Source organism: Pseudoxanthomonas daejeonensis, assembly GCF_022637495.1.
GTDB lineage: Bacteria > Pseudomonadota > Gammaproteobacteria > Xanthomonadales > Xanthomonadaceae > Pseudoxanthomonas > Pseudoxanthomonas daejeonensis.
This window is the reverse complement of the sequence record NZ_CP093331.1, coordinates 3,398,069-3,417,684: the sequence shown is the minus strand read 5'-3', so window position 1 is coordinate 3,417,684 and position 19,616 is coordinate 3,398,069. Positions and strand designations below refer to the sequence as shown.

Here is a 19,616-nt window from a genome sequence, read left to right as displayed (position 1 = left end):
AAGCGCGGAAACGCCACTGCGGCGCAGTGAACCCATGAGACGGGAGGGGGATGGGGCCGAGCTATGGGTCGGTGCTATGCCGGAGGCATAGGGGGGCGCCCCGTCACAGCGAGTTAGAGAAGGGGGCTCGCGGAAGCGCAACAAATTTTGGCCTGTGACAAGCCACCCTATGTCGCCGCTGTCTCCATGAACCGCTCGTTCTGAGACAATCCCTCGGCTTGGCTGGCCTTCTTCCTGTCCCAATGAGACAGCACGTATTCCACATACGTCCCGTAGGGGCGGGCTGCATCAGCTAAGAAATTAACAGTTTCGGTCGGGTCAATGCTGGACACTTCCTCGGCTGCCAACATCTGCAACGCCAGCGCCCGTTCTTCCGGGGATGAGTTCTCCATCATCCCGGCAATGGCGCGCGCGAGTGATTCGGCATTCCGCACTATGCGCGCTTCATTAGGTAGCATCTCGATGGGTGTTTGCCAAATGGACTTGGGTGTACGGACATACTTCCAGCGTGGCCAATCTGTTCCAGGGTCACGGGCGTCTGGCAAATATTCATCAAGCCTCACCTTCCGCAGTTCCACTAGCATGCGGGAGACCGTTTGGTGTCCGACGCCAAATTTTCCCGCAACCGAGCGCAGAGATTCGCCATGGGGTAGGAAGGGCCGTGCGCCTCGCTCCATAACGGCAGCCAGATACTGCCAAGTGGCATCCAACCGTTGCTCCCTGTGCATGAGGAGTTTGCAACCACTACAGTTGATCGGCTTGGAAACGAGGACTGCCGTTGCGAAATTCATGGGGAGTATGCGAGCGGGAATCGTCTTGCGCTCGGCCTTGTTGTAGGCGCTGAGCCTGTGGTGCCCGTCAACGACGTACAGGCCAGCCTTGATATTCCTCCCCGGCGTTGCTGGTATGTCAGCCAGCCAGATCGGCTCAAGTTCAACTTCTTGGCTGACATCCAGTGCCGAACTGAGCACTTGGATATGGTCATCACTTAGCAGCTTTGCCCGCCCAGCATCCTTGTAGGGAAGAAGGCGCTCGCTTCGCGGCTGCAAATGAGCATGCGTTCTAACTTCCGACACTGCTACGTTGTGGACTTCGGTTGCCTGCATGGCATCCAAGACTGTCCATAGGTTCACGGATTGCTCCCGGCTTTCGGGCGGGTGTGGATCCGGTGCTTCAATACTTCCGCATTTCTAGCATTGCGGCGGATGAGGCCGTTAGGCCTGCGCTGGATGCCCTTCAACAGGTCGAACGATGGGATATCAAAGCCAATCGCCCGCACGTTCAGTGGCCCACTCAAAGCGATAGCTTGAGTAAGGGCGGTGGGGTCTAGATCGATCATGCGTGTTCCTTTTTCGCGTCCTTGTGTCACAACCCTCGTCTGGGGTTCTGTATGTAGGGTACCGAAACAAAATTCAAATACAGATCAATAGGTTGCTGTTGATGCCCAGAGCAGCTTCGGCGAGCGTCTGGCCAGTTCGCTTGCGCCCAGAGCTACGAAATTCGTAGTATCGCGATCAAGGCAAAGTTACGAATCTCGTAGGGGATTTCCTATACGAGCGTCCGTAGCAGTGCCGAGGCAGACCGACATCCGGCTGGTGTTCCAGCGGCGCCTGAAGCAGGCGCGGCAGGGGCATCAGTTGTCGCAGAAGGAGTTGGGTATCCGAACGGGGCTGGATGCATTTGTGGCAAGCACACGTATCAACCGATACGAGCAGGGAGTTCACGAGCCGGACATGGCGATGGTCGAGCGGATGGCCGTTGCCCTGGATGTTCCGACTGCATACCTGCTAACAACGGATGATCGGCTGGCCCGCATGATCCTAGCCTTTGATCGGCTGCCCACCGCGAAGAAAGACGACCTGCTGCGGATGCTTGAGTCTGATAACTCGTAGAGTTCGGACTGCAATAGGGGCAAGTAATGAAAGGGGAAAGAGCTGTTCTGTGCGGCATTGTTGTCGCACTTCTAACCGTAGGCTGCGCGACTCAGAAGAATTGGCTGGTGACGGGAGGCAGTCGCGCCGATGGCATGGTAAGTCTTTCCTACGAACACAACGAGTTCCAGCGCCCGGATCTGAGCCAAGCGGAAGGAGATCGGCTGGCTATGCAGAAGTGCATGGCATGGGGCTACAAGGGAGCCGAGTCATTCGGTTCGCAGCGGAACGACTGTCTGTCTAGGCGGGGGTTCGGCAACTGCGGTAGCCGACGGGTCACGGTGGAGTACCAGTGCACAGGTTCGCCCGGCCAATAGTTGTCGTGAAACGATACAGATGCCGCTCGTGCAGGAGGCCTAATGCTTGAGTTTATCGGGACAGCCGCAATCTGTGCAGTCGCGTTCTGGGTTGCCCGCTATCTTTGGAATTTCTGGAAGTACCGTAGAAGCGTCAATGCCGTGGAAGCACTTGCCATAGCGGTGAAAGCAAGGGCGGATTTTGTCGCAGCCAGTGCAGGTCATGATGCCGCTGAAAAGATCTACTTTGTTGCGGTTTGCTTCAAGAGTCTTGCTGACTCTCTCAGTTATGGGAAGGTCGCGAACCCGCTAATCGCAGAGACGCAGCTTGATGTCCTGGAGCGGATGATTGGATCGCCTGACGATATAGCCTTCTTCATGGGTAGGCCCGTGGAATCCATCGCGGAGATAAGGCTGGGGCTTGTACGTGCTCGCGAGTCATTCGTTTTGTTGCACCGGGCAGGGAAGTAGGCCAACTGTTTAAAATGCGGATGTATAGATAAGGATTCCGGCTTGGTTAGGCTACTTCCAAGCCAGATGCCCAGTTGCAACAGAAATGCCTGCCCGACGTAGGTGGTGAACCCATAGGCCACCCATACCCGGTGTCCATGAGCTAGGATTATTACAGGGCCCAGATGGGGCTATCATCAGGATCGGCAGGGGGCATGGCAGAAGGGGATGCCGACAAAGAGCACCAAACACAGCGCCGTTGGGCCATATCTGGGATACGGGCTCCAGACCGTCAGGCTGTGCGCGCGCCTCCTGAGCGAGTCGCGTTCCGCAACAGTTTACGTCGAGCACGATGATGACGTCTCCGTTCACTATGAGGACGGGACGAGGCTCATGGAGCAGACGAAGAGGAAAGCCAGCAATCCTCTTACTGATTGGTCGGCTGACCTGTGGAAGAGCATCCACAACTGGCTCGAAGATCACGGCCCCATCAGCACCGGCAACGCCTCCCAGCTTTGCCTTTTCGTAACCCCGGTTCACGCGCCCGGCCCGTGGGTCCAAGCACTGCTCGCAGCTAAGACGGCGAGTGATATCGCAACCTTAGTCGCAGACATCCAGAAGGGAATGACACCGGCCAGGAAGAAGTCGGCCGTCTATCCTTTTGTCAAACGTTTCTTAGACGCGGGCCCTGACGAACAACTCGCTTTGGCGGTGAGATTTCGACTGATCTGCCAAGCCGCGCCTACCGAAATGATCCGGAATCTCTATGCTCCAAGCGTCTCGGCCCCTCTGCTCGACAGAATTTTGGCTTATGCGCTTGGCGAGGCCAAGCATCGGACAGATCGCCTCTTGGAGCTTGGCAAACCTGGCTGCCTCAATGCAGGTGAGTTTCAAGATTTGATCCGTATCTTTGTCCAATCCATCAATCTACCCGCCTACTTTGACTTCGACTCTGCCCCTCCCTCGGCTGACGACATCGACGCCGCGCTCTCATCCAAGCCGGTCTTTATTCGTCAGCTGGAACTGATCAATGTAGGCGGGAGCCAACAGCTGAATGCTGTGAGTGACTATCTACGTACAGTAGCCAACAAAACGAAATGGGGGGCGGAGGGGATTCTCCTCCCGCAGTCCTTGGACGAATGGGACGCGAACCTACTGAGCCGCCACGCGGCGATCTGCGACAGCTTTGAAGCGACGCACGAACATCTAGATGGAGTCAAAAGGGGCGCGGCGATCTACGCGGAATGTAGAAAACTATCCGTTGAGCTTCAAGGAAAGACCGTGCCAGACCATTTCACACACGGATGTCTGAACGAGTTCTCTGACAGCAAGAGAATCGGCTGGCACCCAAGCTTCAATGACCTCCTGGGCTAGGAATTGGCCGTAATCTCGCTACCTTCATCCTCCGCGCACTCTCGGCTTTCCGAGCTGGAGCGTGTCTACAACCCGGCTTTGGGCGCATTTCTTGTGTGGCGCACAGCTCAAGGCTATTTTGCAGAAGTCAGTCATGGCATCCCGATTCCGTTAGTCCATGTGATCTTGCCGATTACGCTACATAAGGAAAGCCGTGATGCGCTCACAAGAACTAACTCAGGTTCCGGTCTCAGTCTTTTCGCGGCAAAGCTAGGGAGTAGGCAAGAAGACTTGCTGGCGCTTCACGAGCGTGCACTCGCGCTTCGGAGCCTTAGCCACGCTTCCATAACCGCAGCTGTGATGACAAACATGCTTCATCTCGATCCGATGGCTGCCGAACTGCTTCCGCTGGATATCAAGCTGCCGACTCCATCGCCTAATATTTTAAAGCTCGGAAAAGCTTGCGAGAAGCTAGGAATATGGCTCGCTCGCATGCCTATTGAACAGGTCGCATCCACTCTTCGAGTCGCCTTCTAATGCGCTTTCAAATTCTTCAACTGATCCTCTGGCCCAGAAATGGATCCACCCCAAGATCAGTCGTCTTCGAGCCGGGCATGGTCAACGTCATCACAGGAGCATCGAAGACGGGTAAGTCGGCAGTCATCCCCATCATAGATTACTGCCTTGCTTCCAGGAGCTGCGCAATACCCGTAGGTGTAATTCGCGAAAAATGCGCATGGTTTGGAGTGCTCGTGGAAACAGTCGAAGGACAGAAGCTTTTCGCGAGGAAAGAGCCAGGCACCCAGCAATCGACGAGCGAGATGTTCGTCCTCGAAGCTGTTCTTGTTGAAGTGCCCGGAGTCATCACTGAGGGAAACTCAACTGACTCAGCAGTCCGCGCACTCCTCGACCGACTGGCAGGACTCACGCAACTTGATTTCGAGCCCAACACTGAGTTCGGCTTCAAGCTCCGGCCTTCCTTCCGCGATCTAACTGCTTTCGTCTTCCAGCCGCAGAACATCGTAGCGAACCCTAATGTTCTCTTTTACAAGGCGGATGCTAATGAGCACCGAGAGAAGCTGAAAACAGTACTCCCATACGCATTGAATGCAATCACGGCCCGAACCATTGCTTTACGACACGAGGCCGATCGGCTGACCAGAAGATTACGAAAGCTCGAAGCGGATCTAAAGATTCTCAAGAACGTATCGGGAAGGCGCGTTGCAGAAGGGCGGACATGGTTAACGCAGGCGCGCGAACTGGGTCTATCCACTCGCGATGGCACCCCGGAGGAGTGGGGAGAAATTATCAGCGAGCTCGAACTTATTGCTAATCAATCGCGCTCCGCATTACCGGTGTCTGCGGAAGGCGTTGAGAACACACTTGCCGTGCTCAATACGCTGCGAGATCGCGAACAGAAGCTTGGCGCCGAGGCGTCAACCCATCGCCAAAGATTGATGGAGTTGAAGCGGCTTCGCGAAGGTAGCGATGAGTATGCAGGTGCATTGAAAGTTCAGCGTGAGCGTCTGTCACTCTCCACTTGGATGCGTTCCGAGATCGAGGGAAGACATGAGGCAGGACTGCTCTTTCCTTCCAAGACGGCAGAATCCCTGGATAAGCTAGATGCTGCACTCGTTGAAATCGAAGGTAAGCTCCAAGCTCATCCGCTCGCTACAACTTCGCTTGACGCCGAGTATCAGAGACAACGAACTCTGATGGAAAATGTGCTTTCGGAGATCACTGTTGTAAGGCAAGAAATCAGGACGTATGAAGCGAGCTCGGATCTCGTGCAGAAGGAAATGGCTCGCACGGCGTCAGCAGATCGATTCATAGGTGGCCTGCAACAGTTGCTGAGGCAGTATGACGAGGCGGACAAGTCGCCAGAGATTGAGATCGAGGTCGAGGAACTGCGTAAGCGACTCGAAGAGCTGCAGACTCAGATCAAGGAATCCAACATTCAGCGACGCTTAGACAGCACTTTGGATGAGATACAGCAGATTACTGGAACAATTGTCCCCGCTCTGAACGCAGAGTGGAGCGACAGTCCCGTTCGCCTTGATCCAAAAGAGCTTACCGTTCAGGTCTCAAGGGAAGGACGAAAGGACTATCTTTGGGAAATAGGGAGCGGCGCAAATTGGCTCGCCTACCATGTGGCTATTACGCTCGCCTTACAGATCTACTTCCTTAAGAACCCACCTAGTCCGGTGCCAGCTCTACTGGTCTACGACCAGCCGAGCCAAGTCTATTTCCCCACAATGACCAAGCAGCAGAGCGGAGAGCGGGACTGGAAGCTCACCGATCAAGAAGATATTCAAGCAGTTCGTCGCATCTTTGAAGCTCTGGGCAAGCAAGTCGTCGCTGCGAAGGGTGCTTTGCAGGTGATTATCCTCGACCATGCAGACCAAGAAGTATGGGGTGATCTCCCAGGCGTCTCGTTGGTGGAGGAGTGGAGAGGAGAGAAGTTGGTTCCGCTAGCCTGGTAGTCTTGAAAACGGGCTAGAGTTGTCAGCCTCCGGCCAACGCCGTATCTAGTGATACTGGTGCTTGCACATAGACGAGCGGTGGACCTCAAGAGGCGATGTCCTCGCCCCCAGTGCGGAGCCTACCCAAGCGCTACTCTCTGCTTGAAGGGGACTACCTTGCTAGCCGTGTCGGCTTTCAGTGCATCGAGGTAATCCGCCCATGCCTGCATCATCTTCTTGCGCTCGTCTAGGTACTGCGCTTGGTTATAGACGCCACGAACTCCCGGCATCTTGTGGGTCAATGCGGCCTCGATTGCATCGGGATTCCACAGGCCGGTTTCATTGAGCAACGTGCTAGCCATGTGGCGAAATCCGTGAATGGTGCTTTCGTCTTTTTCGATGCCGCAGCGCCGTGCGGCAACCAGAATGGCATTGCCGGACATATGTTTACGGGGGTCACGCCCCCCGGGGAACACGTACTCGCCGCGTCCGGTAAGGGGATGTAGGTCGAGCAGGATTTCCATTGCCTGCGTTGAAAGCGCGGCGATGTGGGTACGCTTGGTTTTCGTGACGAAGTAGCGCCACTGTCCTGCGTCGCGGTCTATTTCTTCCCACTTCATACGGACAAGTTCGCCCGGGCGGGAGAAGAGCATCGGCGCAAGTCGTAGCGCGCTACGGACGATTGGCCGGCTGGTGGACTGCTGGATTTTCCGCAGCAAGATGGCCGCCTCCGCCTGTGTGGTGGCGGCTGCGAAAGGCATGGGACGCCACGGGGTAAGCGCGCCTTTCAAAGCCCCGGTTGGGTCGCCTTCGGCGCGCCCTGTGCGGACGGCGTAGCGGAATACCGCCCCACACGTCTGCAAGGCCCGATGCGCTGTCTCGATAGCGCCGCGCTGTTCGATTCGTTCTAGGTGCTTAAGTAGTTCCGGGGCAGTGATGCTCGCAACAGGGCGGTTACCCAACCACGGGAAAATGTCGCTTTCCAGCCGGCGGATAACCTTGGTCGCGTAGCTATCGCTCCACCCCGTCTTTTGTTTGGCGAACCACTCGCGGCCTATAACCTCGAAGCTGTTTGCCGCTGCGGCTTCGCCAGCGATCTTGGCAGCCTTCCGCTGCTCGCCGGGGTCGATTCCTGCGGCTAGCTGGCGACGGGCCTCGGCATGTCGCTCGCGGGCCGCTGCGAGGCTAACTTCGGGATATGTGCCGAGGGATAAGGTGTTCCGCGTCTTGGTGACTGGTCGCCTGTAGTCATGACGCCAGCGCATCGCGTGCCGTGGCGGGACTTCTAGGTACAGGCCGTTGCCGTCGCGTAGCTCTAGCGGCTTGTCGCCGGGTGCAGGGCGCTTGGCTTTGCGGATGGCGGCATCAGTGAGAGGCATTGGGCGGCTCCTTGGCGGTAACAGGTTAGGGGAGTGCCCCGGTTACCGCCAAACTTACCGCTAGTTACCGCCGGATTCGAGCGGTCTAGGCTGGACTACCTTGGATACAAGAAAGGCCGAAAACCCATATGCTTCTAGGGGTTTCCGGCCTTGGTTGCACCGTCTAGGACGGGTAGATGGTGGAGCCAGGGAGGATCGAACTCCCGACCTCGTCATTGCGAACGACGCGCTCTCCCAGCTGAGCTATGGCCCCACGGATGAAACTGTGCGACGGATTCTAGCCCGCGGTGGGCGCGGGTGCCAACAGGGGCGCCAGCGTGCTTTCCAGTTCGCCTCGGCGCCAGCCCTGCAACGGCACGGGCCAGCCCGCGCCTTCAAGCAAGGCTTCGAGGTGGCGACGCGACGCCAGCACGCCGTCGGGAAGAGCCAGCTCGGCGCTGCGCCGGGCCACGGCATCCTGCAGGCGCTTGAGCGCCTGGCGGTCCGGGTCGGCTGCGGGCGCCGGCATGCTTTCCTCGTCGGGCAGGGGCGTGGACAGCGCCTGCCAGATCGCCGTGGCGAGGCGGCGTGGCGACTTGGGTATCGCATCCAGGCGCCGCTGCAGCGCCTCGGCATCGGCCGGTGGATCGCGCGACAGGGTCACGGCCAGCTCGTTGTCCAGCACCCAGCTGCGCGGATGGTCGTGTTCGCGCGCGTGGCGGTCGCGCCAGCGCAGCACGCGCAGCAGCCGGCGCTGGCCGGCGGTATCCAGGAACTGGGCCGAACGCATCGACAGGTGCGGCCACGCCTCGCCTTCCTCGCGCGCGGCGTTGGCCAGCAGGCGATCGACATCCTCGCCCAGCCAGGCTTCGCGGCCGAGTTCACGCAGCCTGCTCGCGGTGGCCTCGTACAGCGCGGCGAGGTGGCGCACGTCATCGGCGGCGTATTCGAGCTGGGCCGCGCTGAGCGGACGGCGCAGCCAGTCCGAGCGCGTCTCGCCCTTGGGCAGGACCACCCCGGTGACCTGTTCGACCAGCTTCTGGTAGCCCACGCCGGCACCGATTCCAGCCAGTGCCGCGGCGATCTGGGTGTCGTACATGGGCCGGGGCAGGGTGCCGCAGGTGCACTTGAACGCGACCAGATCCTCGCTGGCGCTGTGCATCACCTTGAGTACGCCCGGCGCGTCCAGCCAGGCGGCCAGGGCGGCGGCCATGCCCGGGACCAGCGGGTCGACCAGCAGGATCTCGTCGCCTACCGCCATCTGCACCAGGGCCAGCCGTGGCCAGTAGGTGCGCTCGCGTATGAACTCGGTATCCAGCCCGACGCGGGGCGGAGCGTGCTCCAGGCGGCGCAGGAGTTCGGCGGGCTGGTCGATCCAATGGGTTTCTGGCACTTCGGTTCCGGTGGCTTCTTCGATTGCCCGGGCGGGCTGCGATAGCCTAACGTCAAACCGCCAGAGGCGGATGGACCGGGAAGGGAGCGATCTTGCGCGCGAGCGGCCACGCACTGATGTTGATGGCGACCCTGCTGGCTGTCGGCTGCGCGCGCGCGCCCGAAGCACCCGGGCAGCCTGCTTCCACGGCGGACGCAGCCGCCGGTGGCGCCGCGAGCCCTGAGGGGCCGCAGGTGACGGTGAGTGGCGACGAAAGCCAGGCGGTCTTCGGCGCCTGGTCACCCCCACCGGTCGACCTTGGCGATGGCGGGGACCTCGCGCCGTGGCGCGCGCGCGCGGCGCAGGCGCTGGAATCGGGCCGCCTGTTCGAGGATGCCGATTCGGCGGTACCGATCTACCTGGCGCTCCTGCAGGCCGACCCCGGCGACCGTGCCGCCCGCCGCGGCCTGCAGCGCGCGCGCGCGCGGGTCGTCGATGAAGCACGAACGCTGCTGGCGGAGCCCGATCGCGGCAGCCCCGGCCTGGCCCGGCTCGAACAGCTGGCTGCGGTGGCGCGCGCACTGGCGCCCGATGACGCAGGCGTGCTGGCGCTGCAGCGGGAGGTGGAGGCCGAGCGGCGCCTGGATGCGCTCGACCGGGCCGGCGAGGACGACCTGCGGGCAGGCCGGCTGGGCGAACAGGGCAATGGCGCCCTGGCGTACTTCCGCGACGCGCTGGCACTGCGGCCGGACGATCCCCGCGCGCTGCAGGGTAGGGCCGCGGTGGAGAGCGCCGCGCTGTCGCGCGCCGAACAGGCGGCGCTCGCCCTGGACTTCGCCACGGCCGAGCAGTGGCTCGGCCATGCCCAGGCGGTACGCGAAGATGGCGCCGGTGCCGTCCGCGACGCACGCCAGCGGGTGGCGTCCCTGCGTGACGCGCGGATCGGCGCGCTGCGCGATGCGGCCCTGCGCGACCTCGTGCGCGGCGACGGCCTGCGCGATGCACGGACACGGCTGGCCGACATCCTGCAGATCGCGCCGCCCGGGGATCCGGTCGCCGTGCAGTTGCGCCAGCGCATCGACCTGGCCACGCACTACGGCGCGTTCCGCCCGGGCCAGGTGTTCACCGACGCGCTGGCCGATGGCAGTCGCGGGCCGCAGATGGTGGTGGTGCCGCACGGCGCCTTCCATATGGGCGCGCCGGACAGCGAGCCGGACTCGTCTGACGCGGAGCGGCCGGTGCACTACGTGCGTTTCGACCGTGGCTTCGCCATGTCGCTGACCGAAGTGACCGTGGCCGAGTTCGGCCGCTTCGTCGCCCAGGCCGGTGCACGGCCGCGCGCGACCCGGCGAGGCAACTCGATCGTGTACGACGAACGCAGCGGCAACTTCGCCCGGCGCAGTGGCGCGGACTGGCGTTCGGGATACGACGGCCGGCCGGCCGGGCAGGGCGACCCGGTACTGCACGTGAGCGTGCGCGATGCCGAGGCCTATGCGGCCTGGCTTTCGGACCAGACCGGTCGGCATTACCGGCTCCCGAGCGAGACCGAGTTCGAGTACGCGCTGCGCGCCGGCGAGCCGGCCCGCTTCCCGTGGGGGAACGCGGCCGTGCCGCCGGAAGGCAGCGGCAACTTCGCCGGCGGGAACGACGTCTCGCCGGGCGGACGGACCTGGAACAACGCCTTCGTCGGCTTCGGCGACGGCTACTGGGGCCCGGCGCCCGCCGGGCGTTTCGAGCCCAATGCATGGGGTCTTCACGACCTTGCCGGCAATGTCAGCGAATGGGTCGCCGACTGCTGGCACGCCAGCTACCGGCGGGCGCCTGCGGACGGTGCGGCGTGGTTCAATCCCGGGTGTCGTTCGCGCGTGGTGCGTGGAGGCGTCTGGGCCGGATCGCCGGCGCAGACCCGGTCGGCATGGCGGGCACCGATGGATTCGGACATGACCAGCGCGCGCATCGGCTTTCGCCTGGTGCGCGGCATCTGAGGCAGGAGGGAAGAATGCGCAACGATCCGTTCGGCGGTTCCGGCGAAGGGCAGGCTCCGCGGCGGCGTGGCGGCGGCATCGGCAACCTGCGCTGGCTGATCCTGCTCGGGTTCCTGGTCTACGGCGGCTGCTATTACTTCTCCAATCGCACCGAGGATCCGTATACCGGCGAAACGGTGCTGATCGACGGCTCGATCGGGCCGGAGCAGGAACGCGCGATGGGCCTGCAGGCCTACCAGGAGATCCTGTCGCAGGAGCAGCCGCTACCCAGGACCGACCAGACCGCGCAGCAGATCACCGCGATCGCGCAGCGCCTGATCGAGAAGGTCCCCGAGGTCACCGCGGCGCTGGCCGCCGAGCACGGCATGGCTGCGCCGGAGCACTGGCGCGAGTTCGAGTGGGACGTCAACGTGATTCCCTCCGAGCAGGCCAATGCGTTCTGCCTGCCCGGCGGCAAGATGGCCGTCTACACCGGCCTGATTCCCGTGGCACAGAGCCAGGACGCGATGGCGGTGGTGATGGGCCACGAGATCGCCCATGCGCTGCTGCGCCACGGCGCGCAGCGGATGAGCCAGCAGAAGCTGGCGCAGATCGGGCAGATGGCGGGCGCGGCCAGCGGCATGGATCCGCAACAGCAGCAGATGGTGATGGCGGCGATGGGTTACGGCTACCTGCTGCCGTATGCGCGCACCCACGAGACCCAGGCCGACGAGGTCGGGCTGATGCTGGCCGCGGCGGCGTGCTACGACCCCAACGAGGCGATCGGCCTCTGGGAGCGGATGAGCGAATCCTCCGGTGGCCAGGCGCCGCCCGAGTTCTCCTCGACCCATCCCAACCCCGGCACCCGCATCCAGACCCTGCAGTCGCTCATGCCCAAGGCGCTGGAATACCGGCAGAGCTTCTGCCGGCAGTAAAGGCAGGCACGGCCGCGACCGGCCCGTGGGGCTGGTCGGCCGGACAGGTATGCGAGCGAGCGTGATGTCTTGCGAGGGAGCGTGCGCGCCGCCAGCCGGTGCGGCCGGGCGCGCGATGGCCTGGTTCAGCGCCGCGGCTTGCCGCCCGTACCGGTGCCGGTGCCACGTTCCGGTTCGCCGCGCGGGGCGGCCGTGCCGGTGGGCCGGCCCAGGTTGCCGGCCAGCCCGCGCTGGAAGTCCTGCCACATTTCCAGGTTGCGCTCGGTCAGCTGGTTCATCGCCGTCCACGGCGTCTGCCCGAGCAGGTTGCCCATCTGCTGGCGGAAGGTCTGCTGCTGCTCGAGGAACAGCGTCATGCTGCGCTCGAGGTAGTTGCCCATGAAGCCCTGCAGCGAGTCGCCGTAGAAGCGGATGATCTGGCTCAGCAGCTGGGTGGAGAGCATCGGCTCGCCGTCCTGCTCCTGCTCGGCGATGATCTGCAGCAGGACCGAGCGGGTGAGGTCGTCGCCGCTCTTGGCGTCGCGGACCTCGAACGACTCGCCGTCGAGGATGAGCTGGCGCACGTCCTCGATGGTGATATAGCTGGAAATCTCGGTGTCGTAGAGCCGACGGTTCGGATATTTCTTGATGATGCGGATGGCAGCCATCGAGCGCTCGCAGACGGACTTCAAGTGGCGCCGAGCATGGCGCACCGCAGCAGCGCATGCAACTGCCGCAGGTCCGCCTTGACGGCTACCACCCCATATGGTGGCCGCCGTTGATATCCAGGTTGGAGCCGGTGATCCAGGCGGCCTGCTCGTCGACCAGGAAACCGACCGCGTATGCGATCTCTTCGGGCTTGCCCAGGCGGCCGGTCGGGATGTCCGCGGCGATCTTGGCGCGCACGTCCTCCGGCACCGCCATCACCATGTCGGTGGCGACGTAACCGGGCGAGACCGTGTTCACGGTGATGCCGAGCTTGGCGTTCTCGCGCGCAAGGGAGATGGTGAAGCCGTGCATGCCGGCCTTGGCGGCGGCGTAGTTGGCCTGGCCGTACTGGCCCTTGAGTCCATTGATCGAGCTGATCTGGATGATCCGGCCCCACTTGCGATCACGCATGCCGTCGATCACCGGGCGGGTGACGTTGAACACCGAGTTGAGGTTGGTGTTGATCACGTCGTTCCACTGGTCGGCCTTCATCTTGTGGAAGGTGCCGTCGCGGGTGATGCCGGCGTTGTTGATCAGGATCTCGACCGGCCCAAGCAACTGCTCGACCTCCCTGACCATCGCCTGCGCCTCGTCCGGCGAGGTGACGTCGCCCTTGACCAGGACGATGTCGTAGCCGTCGGCCTTCATCTGCGCCTGCCAGGCCTTGGCCCGTTCTTCATTGCGGTAGTTGGTGGCGACCTTGTGGCCCATGTCGGCGAGCTTCTTGCAGATTGAAGTGCCGATACCACCGGTGCCGCCCGTGACGAGTGCGACGCGACTGCTCATGGTCAACCCCTCCCGAGGGTATTCAGGTCTATTCAGGATCCGTCGATCCCGTTGTAGTGGCAGCTTCATGAAAGTGCAAGCGCGCCGGAAGCCGTGAACCATCGAAGTGCGCGAGCGCGCACCGCAGCAGTGCATCGGGGCTGTTGGCGCCCCGCAATGGTGCCTGGTCCTGGCCGAGCAGGGCCCAGCACAGGCGCAGCGCGGGCAGGGGATCGGCCGGGTCCACCGGCAGTGCGGCGCTGGATTTGGAGAGCTTCCGTCCATCGGCGTCCAGCACCAGAGGGAGGTGCAGGTAGCGCGGCGTGGGCAGGTCCAAGGCACGCTGCAGCAGTATCTGGCGTGGGGTGGAGTCGAGCAGGTCGGCACCGCGGACGACATCGGTGATGCCCTGCGCGGCGTCGTCGACCACGACCGCCAGCTGGTAGGCCCAGTAGCCATCGGCGCGAAGCAGGACGAAGTCGCCGACCTCGCTGGCGACATCCTGCCGCACCTCGCCCTGCAGTCCGTCTTCGAAGCTGGTGAGGCCGGCGTCGTGCACGCGCAGGCGGAACGCGGGATGCGGCCGCGGGACGGTGGCCACGCACTGCCGGTGGATGCCGCCCTGCGTCGTCAGGTCGCTGCGGGTGCAGGAACAGGGAAAGGCGTGGCCGGCGGCGAGCAGGCGATCCAGCGCATCGCGGTACAGGGCATGGCGGTCGCTCTGCCGCACCGGCGGCTGGTCCGGCTCCAGCCCGAACGCCGCCAGGGTCGCCAGTTGCAGGTCGCTGGCCCCGGGCACCTCCCGCGGTGGATCGAGGTCTTCGATCCGCACCAGCCATTCGCCCCCGGCCTGGCGCGCCAGCAGCCAGCTGCCCAGCGCCGCCAGCAGCGAGCCCATGTGCAGGGGACCGGTGGGCGAGGGCGCAAAGCGGCCCCGGTAGCCATGCGCGTTGGGCAGGCGGGTGGAGGAAAGCAAAGGGGTCGGGGGCGCCGGGTCGTGCATCGATGCCATGGTCGCGGCGGCCGTGGCTTGATTTCAAGCCGCAGCGCACCCATTACGGCGGCGACAAGCCAATTGCGGAGACTTGCCCGTGTTCAGTCGTATCGCCCTGTTCCTTGCCACCAACCTGGCCGTGCTGTTCCTGGCCGGCATCATCATGTCGTTCCTGGGGGTCAATCCGAACCAGATGGGCGGCCTGCTGGTGATGGCTGCGCTGTTCGGATTCGGCGGCTCCCTGGTCTCACTGCTGATGTCCAAGTGGCTGGCCAAGCGCGCGACCCGCGCCCAGGTGATCACCGAGCCGCGCAACGAAACCGAGCGCTGGCTGCTGGCGACCGTGCAGCGCCAGGCGCAGGCGGCCGGCATCGGAATGCCCGAAGTCGCGGTCTACGACGCGCCGGAGATCAATGCGTTCGCGACCGGCGCCAACCGCAACAACGCCCTGGTGGCGGTGTCCACCGGCCTGCTGCGGCAGATGCAGGCCGACGAGGCCGAGGCGGTGCTCGGCCATGAGATCGCGCACGTCGCCAACGGCGACATGGTGACCATGGCCCTGCTGCAGGGCGTGCTCAACACCTTCGTGATCGTGCTCGCGCGCGTGGTCGGCGGCATCGTCGACAGTTTCCTGTCCGGCAACCGCGAGGGTGGCGGCCGCGGGCTGGCCTACTTCGGCATCGTGATGGTGCTGGAGATGGTGTTCGGCCTGTTCGCGACCATGATCGCGATGTGGTTCTCGCGGCGACGCGAGTTCCGCGCCGATGCCGGCGGCGCGCAGCTGGCCGGGCGGCAGAAGATGATCGCGGCGCTGGAAAGGCTCTCGCAGAACCATGGCCAGAGCACGCTGCCGGCCCAGGTCGAAGCGTTCGGCATCGCCGGTGGCATGGGCCAGGGCCTGCGCAAGCTGTTCATGAGCCATCCGCCGCTGCCGGAGCGGATCGCCGCGCTGCGCGCATCCACCGCGGCCTGATCGCACTCTCCCTGCTGCACGACAGCCCGTCCTGGCCGAAACCGGGACGACGCGGAGCGCGGCATGTGCCTGGCCTGTGTACGCAAAGGCGCGGCGCCTGTCGGCTCAGCCGCTGGCGCCGTTCGTCACCTGGCTGCATTCGCGTGCCGGCGTACCGGACAGCGTGAGCGTGGCGCCGCTTTCCCCGCTCCGGAACTCGTTGCCGTTCTCGTCCGCGTAGCGGGTCCCTGAGGTGGCCACCGACTGCGGCAGCGCGAGCTGGCCGCGCTCGTGGATCAGGGTCAGCGTCTGCGAGGCGGGATCCAGGCGCGCGGCCACGCGCTGGTCGCCGCATTGCCAGTGGGATTCGACCGGGGTGCCCGGATTGGGCGCGGCGGTGGCCGAGGCCGTGGGCTGTACGGGCGCCGGTGCCGGCGGACTGGCCTGCGCAGCGGGGCGCGGGACCACCGCTTCGGGTTCGGCAGGCCGGCATCCGGCCGCCAGCACCAGGATCAGGCCTGCGCCCGAGGCCATGGCGGCCAGGCGCGTCGCAGCAGCACCGCCACTCATGCTGACGCCGCCGGCTGCGCGTGGCGGCCTTCGGCGATCTCCTCCACGAGCTTCGCGCAGAACGCCGGCAGGTCCTTCGGCGTACGGCTCGTGACCAGCCCCTGGTCGACGACCACTTCGCGATCGACCCAGCGGGCCCCGGCATTCTCCAGGTCGCGATGGATGTTGGGGACCGAGGTCATCTCGCGTGACTGGACCACGCCGGCATCGACCAGCACCCACGGGCCGTGGCAGATCGCGCCCACCGGCTTGCCATCGTTGAAGAAGTCGCGGGTGAAGCGCAGTGCGTCTTCGTCGTGGCGCAGCGCGTCGGGATTGAACAGCCCCCCGGGAATGACCAGCGCGTCGTAGTCGGCGGCACGTGCGTCGGCCAGGTCGCGGTCGACCGGAACCGTCTGGCCACGATCGAAATGGCGGAAGCCCTGGATCGGACCGCGCTCGGGCGACACCACGTCGACCTGCGCCCCGTGTTCGCGCAGGGCGCGCATCGGCTCGAGCAACTCCGATTCCTCGAATCCGTCGCTGGCGAGGATGGCGATGCGCTTGCCGGTGAGGTGGCTCATCGTGTGCGGTTCCTGCGAATGGGGGTCCACAGCGTCGCCGAGCAAGCGCATGCCCGGCGCGAAGGCGATGTATGCGAAACATTAAACCGTGAGCCGCAGCACGCAGGATCAGGGTGTTTCCGGTTCGGCCGCCGGCTCCGCGTCGGTCGCCAGGCTGAAGCGGACCAGCAGGCCACGATGGTCCGAAGCCCACGTGCCATCGGCATCGGGCTCGGCGAAGAGCAGTTCGGCTTCGACCGGCCGCAGGCGTCCGCGTTGCGCGAATACATGGTCCACGCGCGCCGGTACGCTGAAGTAGGCCGGATTGAGCGTGCTCGATGCGGCGACATCCGCGTCGGGATGCAGCGTGCCCCAGGCGTCCTCCCAGCCCGCATGCAGCGCATCGAGCTCGGGCGCGGTCGCGTCGGCATTGAAGTCGCCGGCAATGAGGGAGGGCGCGTCGCCGGCCGTGGCATCGACGTACGCGAGCAGGTCGGCGAGCTGCTGGGTGCGCGTTGCGGCGCCGTCGGGGGCCCAGTACAGGTGCGTGAAGTACAGGTTCAACGGCTGGTCGCCGACCATCACGCGCGCGAATCCGGCGGTGCGATGGTCCTCCAGCGGATGCAGCATCGTTTCACCGTCCTCCAGCATCTCCGTGCGGGTCAGCAGGGCGATGCCGTAGCGGCGCTTGTGGCTGGGCGGGTCGGTGGTCACGAAGTGCGACTGGTAACCGAGCTCGCGTGCCAGCCAAGTGGCCTGGTTCGGCAGGCTTTCGTGCTGCAGTACTTCCTGCAGCGCGATCGCATCGGGTTGCAGGCGTCGCAGGGTCTCCACGATCTGGACGCGTCGACGCGGCCAGTCGTCGCGGTCGTGGTGCAGGTTGAGGGTGACCACGCTGAACCCGGGCGCCGCATCGGCCGGCGCCGTCGTGCCGTGCTCCAGGGCCCCTGCCAGCGCGGGCAGGGGCGCGGCGCACAGCAGCAGGCCCGAGTACACCAGCAGGCTGGCGGCGACGCGATGCAGGCGGTCCATGGCGTCCTCGACGCGGTCAGCGGGCCGGTGGCGGCTGGTCAAGTCGCAGGACAGGATACAGCCCGTAGCGTTCGTCCCAGGCCGTGTGCCGTCGGTAGAAGAAATCCAGGCGTGCGGCCGGATCGGCGGCGAACGCCGGGTCGGTGGCCACGCGGCGTTCGAATTCCGCGCGCAGCGCCGGATCGGCGGCCAGCATCTTCCGGGCCACGTCCTCGGCGACGTAGTCTTCCATGTACTCCTTGCGTTCGAACGCGATGTTGAAACCGCCCCAGGCGGCAAGCGAATCGGGCGCCTGCGGCTCGAGCAGGGCGAGCACCAGGCGCGAGAGCGGCTGGTCGACCGGGACGAACAGCGCGCCGGGGCCGATGTCGCGCGGCTCGTCTTTCCAGCCGCCCGCCAGCGCCAGCCGCTGGCGGCCTTCGGTGGAGGTGGCGTCGGTCTTGGAGGTGCCGGCGCGGAAAGCCTGGACCGGTGCATCCGGCCATGTCGCTTCCAGGCGGCGGAAGGAAACACCATGGGCTTCCAGCGCGGGCTGCACGAATGCCACCCAGGCCGGTGGGACCAGATAACCGGCCCTGGGCGCGGTGGCCGTCAGCGCGGGAACCACGTGGTCGCGCAACGGCACGCGCCAGACCTGGGGGGTGGTTTCGTCGTAGCGGGTCATCAGCGCGCCGGAGACGTCCGACGGCGTGCGGGTGTAGGCGTAGCCGCGGAAATCGACGGTGCGCGATTCAGCGGTTGCCTTCCACGCCAGCGGCTCGTCCTGCCCGCCAAGGCGGGTTGCGCGCGCATCGGCCTCCAGCGCCGTGCGCCGCCATTGCGCGCCATGCAGCGCCATCTGCTCCAGCACCGAGACGATCGCGTTGCGGGTGCTGCGCACGCGCTCGGGGTAGGGCTTCCAGGAGTGCGTCTCGACCAGCATGCCCAGCCGGTTGCGCAGCAGGAAATAGCCGTGCGAAAAGCGCGGCGGCGCCACGCCGTCCTCGAAGCCCGACGCGGGATCGTCCTGGACCACGAACGAGGGGTAGAACCCCAGTGGCAGCGAACCCTCGCGCGCCGCATCGGCGATCACCGCGTCCCGCCACTGGCGGCCGACCTTGCGCAGGGCCGGGTCGCCGGCGTGCAGCGGCTCGACCTGGAACGAGATGTCGTGCTCGAACTGGGCACCGTTGGTGGCGTGCAGGTCGACCATGGCCAGCGGATCCCATTCCTGGACCAGGCGCAGCATCGCCCGCATTTCCGGCGCGTCGGCTTTCAGGTAGTCGCGGTTGAGGTTGAAGTTCTGCGCGGTGGTGCGCCAGCCCATTTCCACCGGGCCGCGCTGGTTGGGACGGTTCCAGGCGCCGAAACGCTCGTGGCCGTCGACGTTGAACACCGGCACGAACAGCCACACGACCTTGTCGAGCACGCCCGGAGCGGCCTCGCCTTCCAGGATCTGGCGCATCGCCAGGAAGCCGGCATCCTTGCCGTCGATCTCGCCTGCGTGGATGCCGCCCTGGACCAGCACCACGGGCAGGCCGCGGCGGCGGGCTTCAGCGGGGTCGAAGGCGCCGGTCGCGGTCACGACCAGCATCTGCATCGGGCGGCCTTCCGGCGTGGTGCCGAAGCTGCGCGCTACGACCCGGTCCGGATAGCGGGCCTGGAAGGCGGCGGCCAGCGCGGCGACCTCGTCGTAGCGGCCGGTGCGCTGGAAGCCGGAGCGTTCGGACACGGTCGAAAGCGGCTCGGCGGCGGCCGCGGCCCAGGCGGGCGCGTCGAAAGCGCAAGCCAGGCCGGCGAGGGCCAGGCAGGCCGCCACGGGGCGGGACATCAGGCGGGAGCGAGGCGACATCGGCGGCACCAGTGCGGGATGGCGCCATGATGCCAGCACGACGCGGCGCGGGCAGTGGTCGCGGCCCGCCGCACGGCCGGGCGGTTCCGGTGGGGCAGGGCGATCAGGTACCCTCGACTTCT

General features: G+C 64.7%; 20 protein-coding genes and 1 tRNA gene. 9 read left to right on the top strand and 12 right to left on the bottom strand.

Going from position 1 to position 19,616, the window contains the following annotated elements:
- Positions 1–167: 167 nt before the first annotated feature.
- Both MNQ95_RS15325 and MNQ95_RS15320 read right to left on the bottom strand, forming a co-directional pair.
- Complete coding sequence (locus tag MNQ95_RS15325; RefSeq protein WP_241953389.1) at positions 168–1,133, bottom strand: ParB N-terminal domain-containing protein; 966 nt, start codon at positions 1,131–1,133, stop codon at positions 168–170.
- Positions 1,130–1,339 (bottom strand): hypothetical protein, encoded by a 210-nt coding sequence (locus tag MNQ95_RS15320; protein WP_241953388.1) that lies wholly within the window; start codon positions 1,337–1,339, stop codon positions 1,130–1,132. The genes MNQ95_RS15325 and MNQ95_RS15320 overlap by 4 nt, the downstream gene beginning before the upstream one ends.
- 229 nt (positions 1,340–1,568) lie before the next feature.
- On the opposite strand from MNQ95_RS15320, the gene MNQ95_RS15315 reads away from it, so the two are divergent.
- The 6 genes from MNQ95_RS15315 to MNQ95_RS15295 all read left to right on the top strand — a co-directional run bounded on the left by MNQ95_RS15315 (position 1,569) and on the right by MNQ95_RS15295 (position 6,513).
- A complete protein-coding gene (locus MNQ95_RS15315) occupies positions 1,569–1,892 on the top strand; it encodes a helix-turn-helix domain-containing protein (RefSeq protein ID WP_241953387.1) in 324 nt (107 codons plus the stop codon).
- 26 nt (positions 1,893–1,918) lie between these two features.
- Positions 1,919–2,248, top strand: a complete 330-nt coding sequence (yecR, locus tag MNQ95_RS15900) for a YecR family lipoprotein (protein ID WP_425605682.1) — start codon at positions 1,919–1,921, stop codon at positions 2,246–2,248.
- A gap of 42 nt (positions 2,249–2,290) precedes the next feature.
- A complete protein-coding gene (locus tag MNQ95_RS15310) occupies positions 2,291–2,698 on the top strand; it encodes a hypothetical protein (RefSeq protein WP_241953386.1) in 408 nt (135 codons plus the stop codon).
- A gap of 372 nt (positions 2,699–3,070) precedes the next feature.
- A complete protein-coding gene (locus MNQ95_RS15305) occupies positions 3,071–4,051 on the top strand; it encodes an ABC-three component system protein (RefSeq protein ID WP_241953385.1) in 981 nt (326 codons plus the stop codon).
- A 3-nt stretch (positions 4,052–4,054) separates the two neighbouring features.
- Positions 4,055–4,567 carry a three component ABC system middle component gene (locus tag MNQ95_RS15300; protein ID WP_241953384.1) on the top strand — a complete coding sequence of 171 codons (513 nt, stop codon included), beginning with the start codon at positions 4,055–4,057 and terminating at the stop codon, positions 4,565–4,567.
- A 215-nt stretch (positions 4,568–4,782) separates the two neighbouring features.
- Positions 4,783–6,513, top strand: coding sequence for a DUF3732 domain-containing protein (locus MNQ95_RS15295; RefSeq protein WP_241953383.1), 1,731 nt, complete (start codon positions 4,783–4,785; stop codon positions 6,511–6,513).
- Between the two features lie 119 nt (positions 6,514–6,632).
- On the opposite strand, the gene MNQ95_RS15290 is transcribed toward MNQ95_RS15295, so the two are convergent.
- The 3 genes from MNQ95_RS15290 to rnd form a co-directional block, all read right to left on the bottom strand.
- Complete coding sequence (locus tag MNQ95_RS15290; RefSeq protein WP_241953382.1) at positions 6,633–7,871, bottom strand: tyrosine-type recombinase/integrase; 1,239 nt, start codon at positions 7,869–7,871, stop codon at positions 6,633–6,635.
- 177 nt (positions 7,872–8,048) lie between these two features.
- Positions 8,049–8,124 (bottom strand) — tRNA-Ala (locus MNQ95_RS15285).
- 24 nt (positions 8,125–8,148) lie between these two features.
- Positions 8,149–9,243, bottom strand: coding sequence for a ribonuclease D (gene rnd, locus MNQ95_RS15280; protein ID WP_241953381.1), 1,095 nt, complete (start codon positions 9,241–9,243; stop codon positions 8,149–8,151).
- A gap of 116 nt (positions 9,244–9,359) precedes the next feature.
- On the opposite strand from rnd, the gene MNQ95_RS15275 reads away from it, so the two are divergent.
- Positions 9,360–11,207, top strand: a complete 1,848-nt coding sequence (locus MNQ95_RS15275; protein WP_425605745.1) for a formylglycine-generating enzyme family protein — start codon at positions 9,360–9,362, stop codon at positions 11,205–11,207.
- 14 nt (positions 11,208–11,221) lie between these two features.
- The gene (locus MNQ95_RS15270) at positions 11,222–12,121 is read left to right on the top strand and encodes a M48 family metallopeptidase (protein ID WP_162411065.1); all 900 of its coding nucleotides are present in this window, start codon (positions 11,222–11,224) and stop codon (positions 12,119–12,121) included.
- Between the two features lie 125 nt (positions 12,122–12,246).
- Here the strand turns inward: MNQ95_RS15270 and phaR are convergent, their stop codons facing one another.
- From phaR to gluQRS, 3 genes are all read right to left on the bottom strand, one after another.
- Positions 12,247–12,768: a polyhydroxyalkanoate synthesis repressor PhaR gene (gene phaR, locus MNQ95_RS15265; RefSeq protein ID WP_238390398.1), complete on the bottom strand. Its 522-nt coding sequence runs from the start codon at positions 12,766–12,768 to the stop codon at positions 12,247–12,249.
- Positions 12,769–12,853: 85 nt separating this feature from the next.
- Positions 12,854–13,594, bottom strand: a complete 741-nt coding sequence (gene phbB, locus MNQ95_RS15260; RefSeq protein ID WP_241953379.1) for a beta-ketoacyl-ACP reductase — start codon at positions 13,592–13,594, stop codon at positions 12,854–12,856.
- A 28-nt stretch (positions 13,595–13,622) separates the two neighbouring features.
- The gene (gene gluQRS, locus MNQ95_RS15255; protein WP_238390402.1) at positions 13,623–14,471 is read right to left on the bottom strand and encodes a tRNA glutamyl-Q(34) synthetase GluQRS; all 849 of its coding nucleotides are present in this window, start codon (positions 14,469–14,471) and stop codon (positions 13,623–13,625) included.
- A gap of 193 nt (positions 14,472–14,664) precedes the next feature.
- Between gluQRS and htpX the strand changes: the two genes are divergently transcribed.
- Entirely contained in the window at positions 14,665–15,540 is an 876-nt protein-coding gene (htpX, locus tag MNQ95_RS15250) for a protease HtpX (protein WP_241953378.1), read from the top strand.
- A gap of 105 nt (positions 15,541–15,645) precedes the next feature.
- Here the strand turns inward: htpX and MNQ95_RS15245 are convergent, their stop codons facing one another.
- The 4 genes from MNQ95_RS15245 to MNQ95_RS15230 form a co-directional block, all read right to left on the bottom strand.
- Positions 15,646–16,089: an MliC family protein gene (locus MNQ95_RS15245; RefSeq protein WP_162411061.1), complete on the bottom strand. Its 444-nt coding sequence runs from the start codon at positions 16,087–16,089 to the stop codon at positions 15,646–15,648.
- The gene (locus MNQ95_RS15240; protein WP_162411060.1) at positions 16,086–16,652 is read right to left on the bottom strand and encodes a type 1 glutamine amidotransferase domain-containing protein; all 567 of its coding nucleotides are present in this window, start codon (positions 16,650–16,652) and stop codon (positions 16,086–16,088) included. The genes MNQ95_RS15245 and MNQ95_RS15240 overlap by 4 nt, the downstream gene beginning before the upstream one ends.
- A gap of 108 nt (positions 16,653–16,760) precedes the next feature.
- Positions 16,761–17,663: an endonuclease/exonuclease/phosphatase family protein gene (locus tag MNQ95_RS15235; protein WP_241953377.1), complete on the bottom strand. Its 903-nt coding sequence runs from the start codon at positions 17,661–17,663 to the stop codon at positions 16,761–16,763.
- A gap of 16 nt (positions 17,664–17,679) precedes the next feature.
- The gene (locus MNQ95_RS15230; protein WP_241953376.1) at positions 17,680–19,473 is read right to left on the bottom strand and encodes a M14 family metallopeptidase; all 1,794 of its coding nucleotides are present in this window, start codon (positions 19,471–19,473) and stop codon (positions 17,680–17,682) included.
- Between the last annotated feature and the right edge of the window lie 143 nt (positions 19,474–19,616).

Coding starts and splice junctions, on each gene's coding strand:
- MNQ95_RS15320 (WP_241953388.1), bottom strand. CDS start 1,339: ATGATCGATCTAGACCCCACCGCCCTTACTCAAGCTATCGCTTTGAGT.
- yecR (WP_425605682.1), top strand. CDS start 1,919: ATGAAAGGGGAAAGAGCTGTTCTGTGCGGCATTGTTGTCGCACTTCTA.
- MNQ95_RS15310 (WP_241953386.1), top strand. CDS start 2,291: ATGCTTGAGTTTATCGGGACAGCCGCAATCTGTGCAGTCGCGTTCTGG.
- MNQ95_RS15305 (WP_241953385.1), top strand. CDS start 3,071: ATGGAGCAGACGAAGAGGAAAGCCAGCAATCCTCTTACTGATTGGTCG.
- MNQ95_RS15290 (WP_241953382.1), bottom strand. CDS start 7,871: ATGCCTCTCACTGATGCCGCCATCCGCAAAGCCAAGCGCCCTGCACCC.
- MNQ95_RS15275 (WP_425605745.1), top strand. CDS start 9,360: ATGTTGATGGCGACCCTGCTGGCTGTCGGCTGCGCGCGCGCGCCCGAA.
- MNQ95_RS15270 (WP_162411065.1), top strand. CDS start 11,222: ATGCGCAACGATCCGTTCGGCGGTTCCGGCGAAGGGCAGGCTCCGCGG.
- phaR (WP_238390398.1), bottom strand. CDS start 12,768: ATGGCTGCCATCCGCATCATCAAGAAATATCCGAACCGTCGGCTCTAC.
- phbB (WP_241953379.1), bottom strand. CDS start 13,594: ATGAGCAGTCGCGTCGCACTCGTCACGGGCGGCACCGGTGGTATCGGC.
- gluQRS (WP_238390402.1), bottom strand. CDS start 14,471: ATGGGCTCGCTGCTGGCGGCGCTGGGCAGCTGGCTGCTGGCGCGCCAG.
- MNQ95_RS15245 (WP_162411061.1), bottom strand. CDS start 16,089: ATGAGTGGCGGTGCTGCTGCGACGCGCCTGGCCGCCATGGCCTCGGGC.
- MNQ95_RS15240 (WP_162411060.1), bottom strand. CDS start 16,652: ATGAGCCACCTCACCGGCAAGCGCATCGCCATCCTCGCCAGCGACGGA.
- MNQ95_RS15235 (WP_241953377.1), bottom strand. CDS start 17,663: ATGGACCGCCTGCATCGCGTCGCCGCCAGCCTGCTGGTGTACTCGGGC.
- MNQ95_RS15230 (WP_241953376.1), bottom strand. CDS start 19,473: ATGTCCCGCCCCGTGGCGGCCTGCCTGGCCCTCGCCGGCCTGGCTTGC.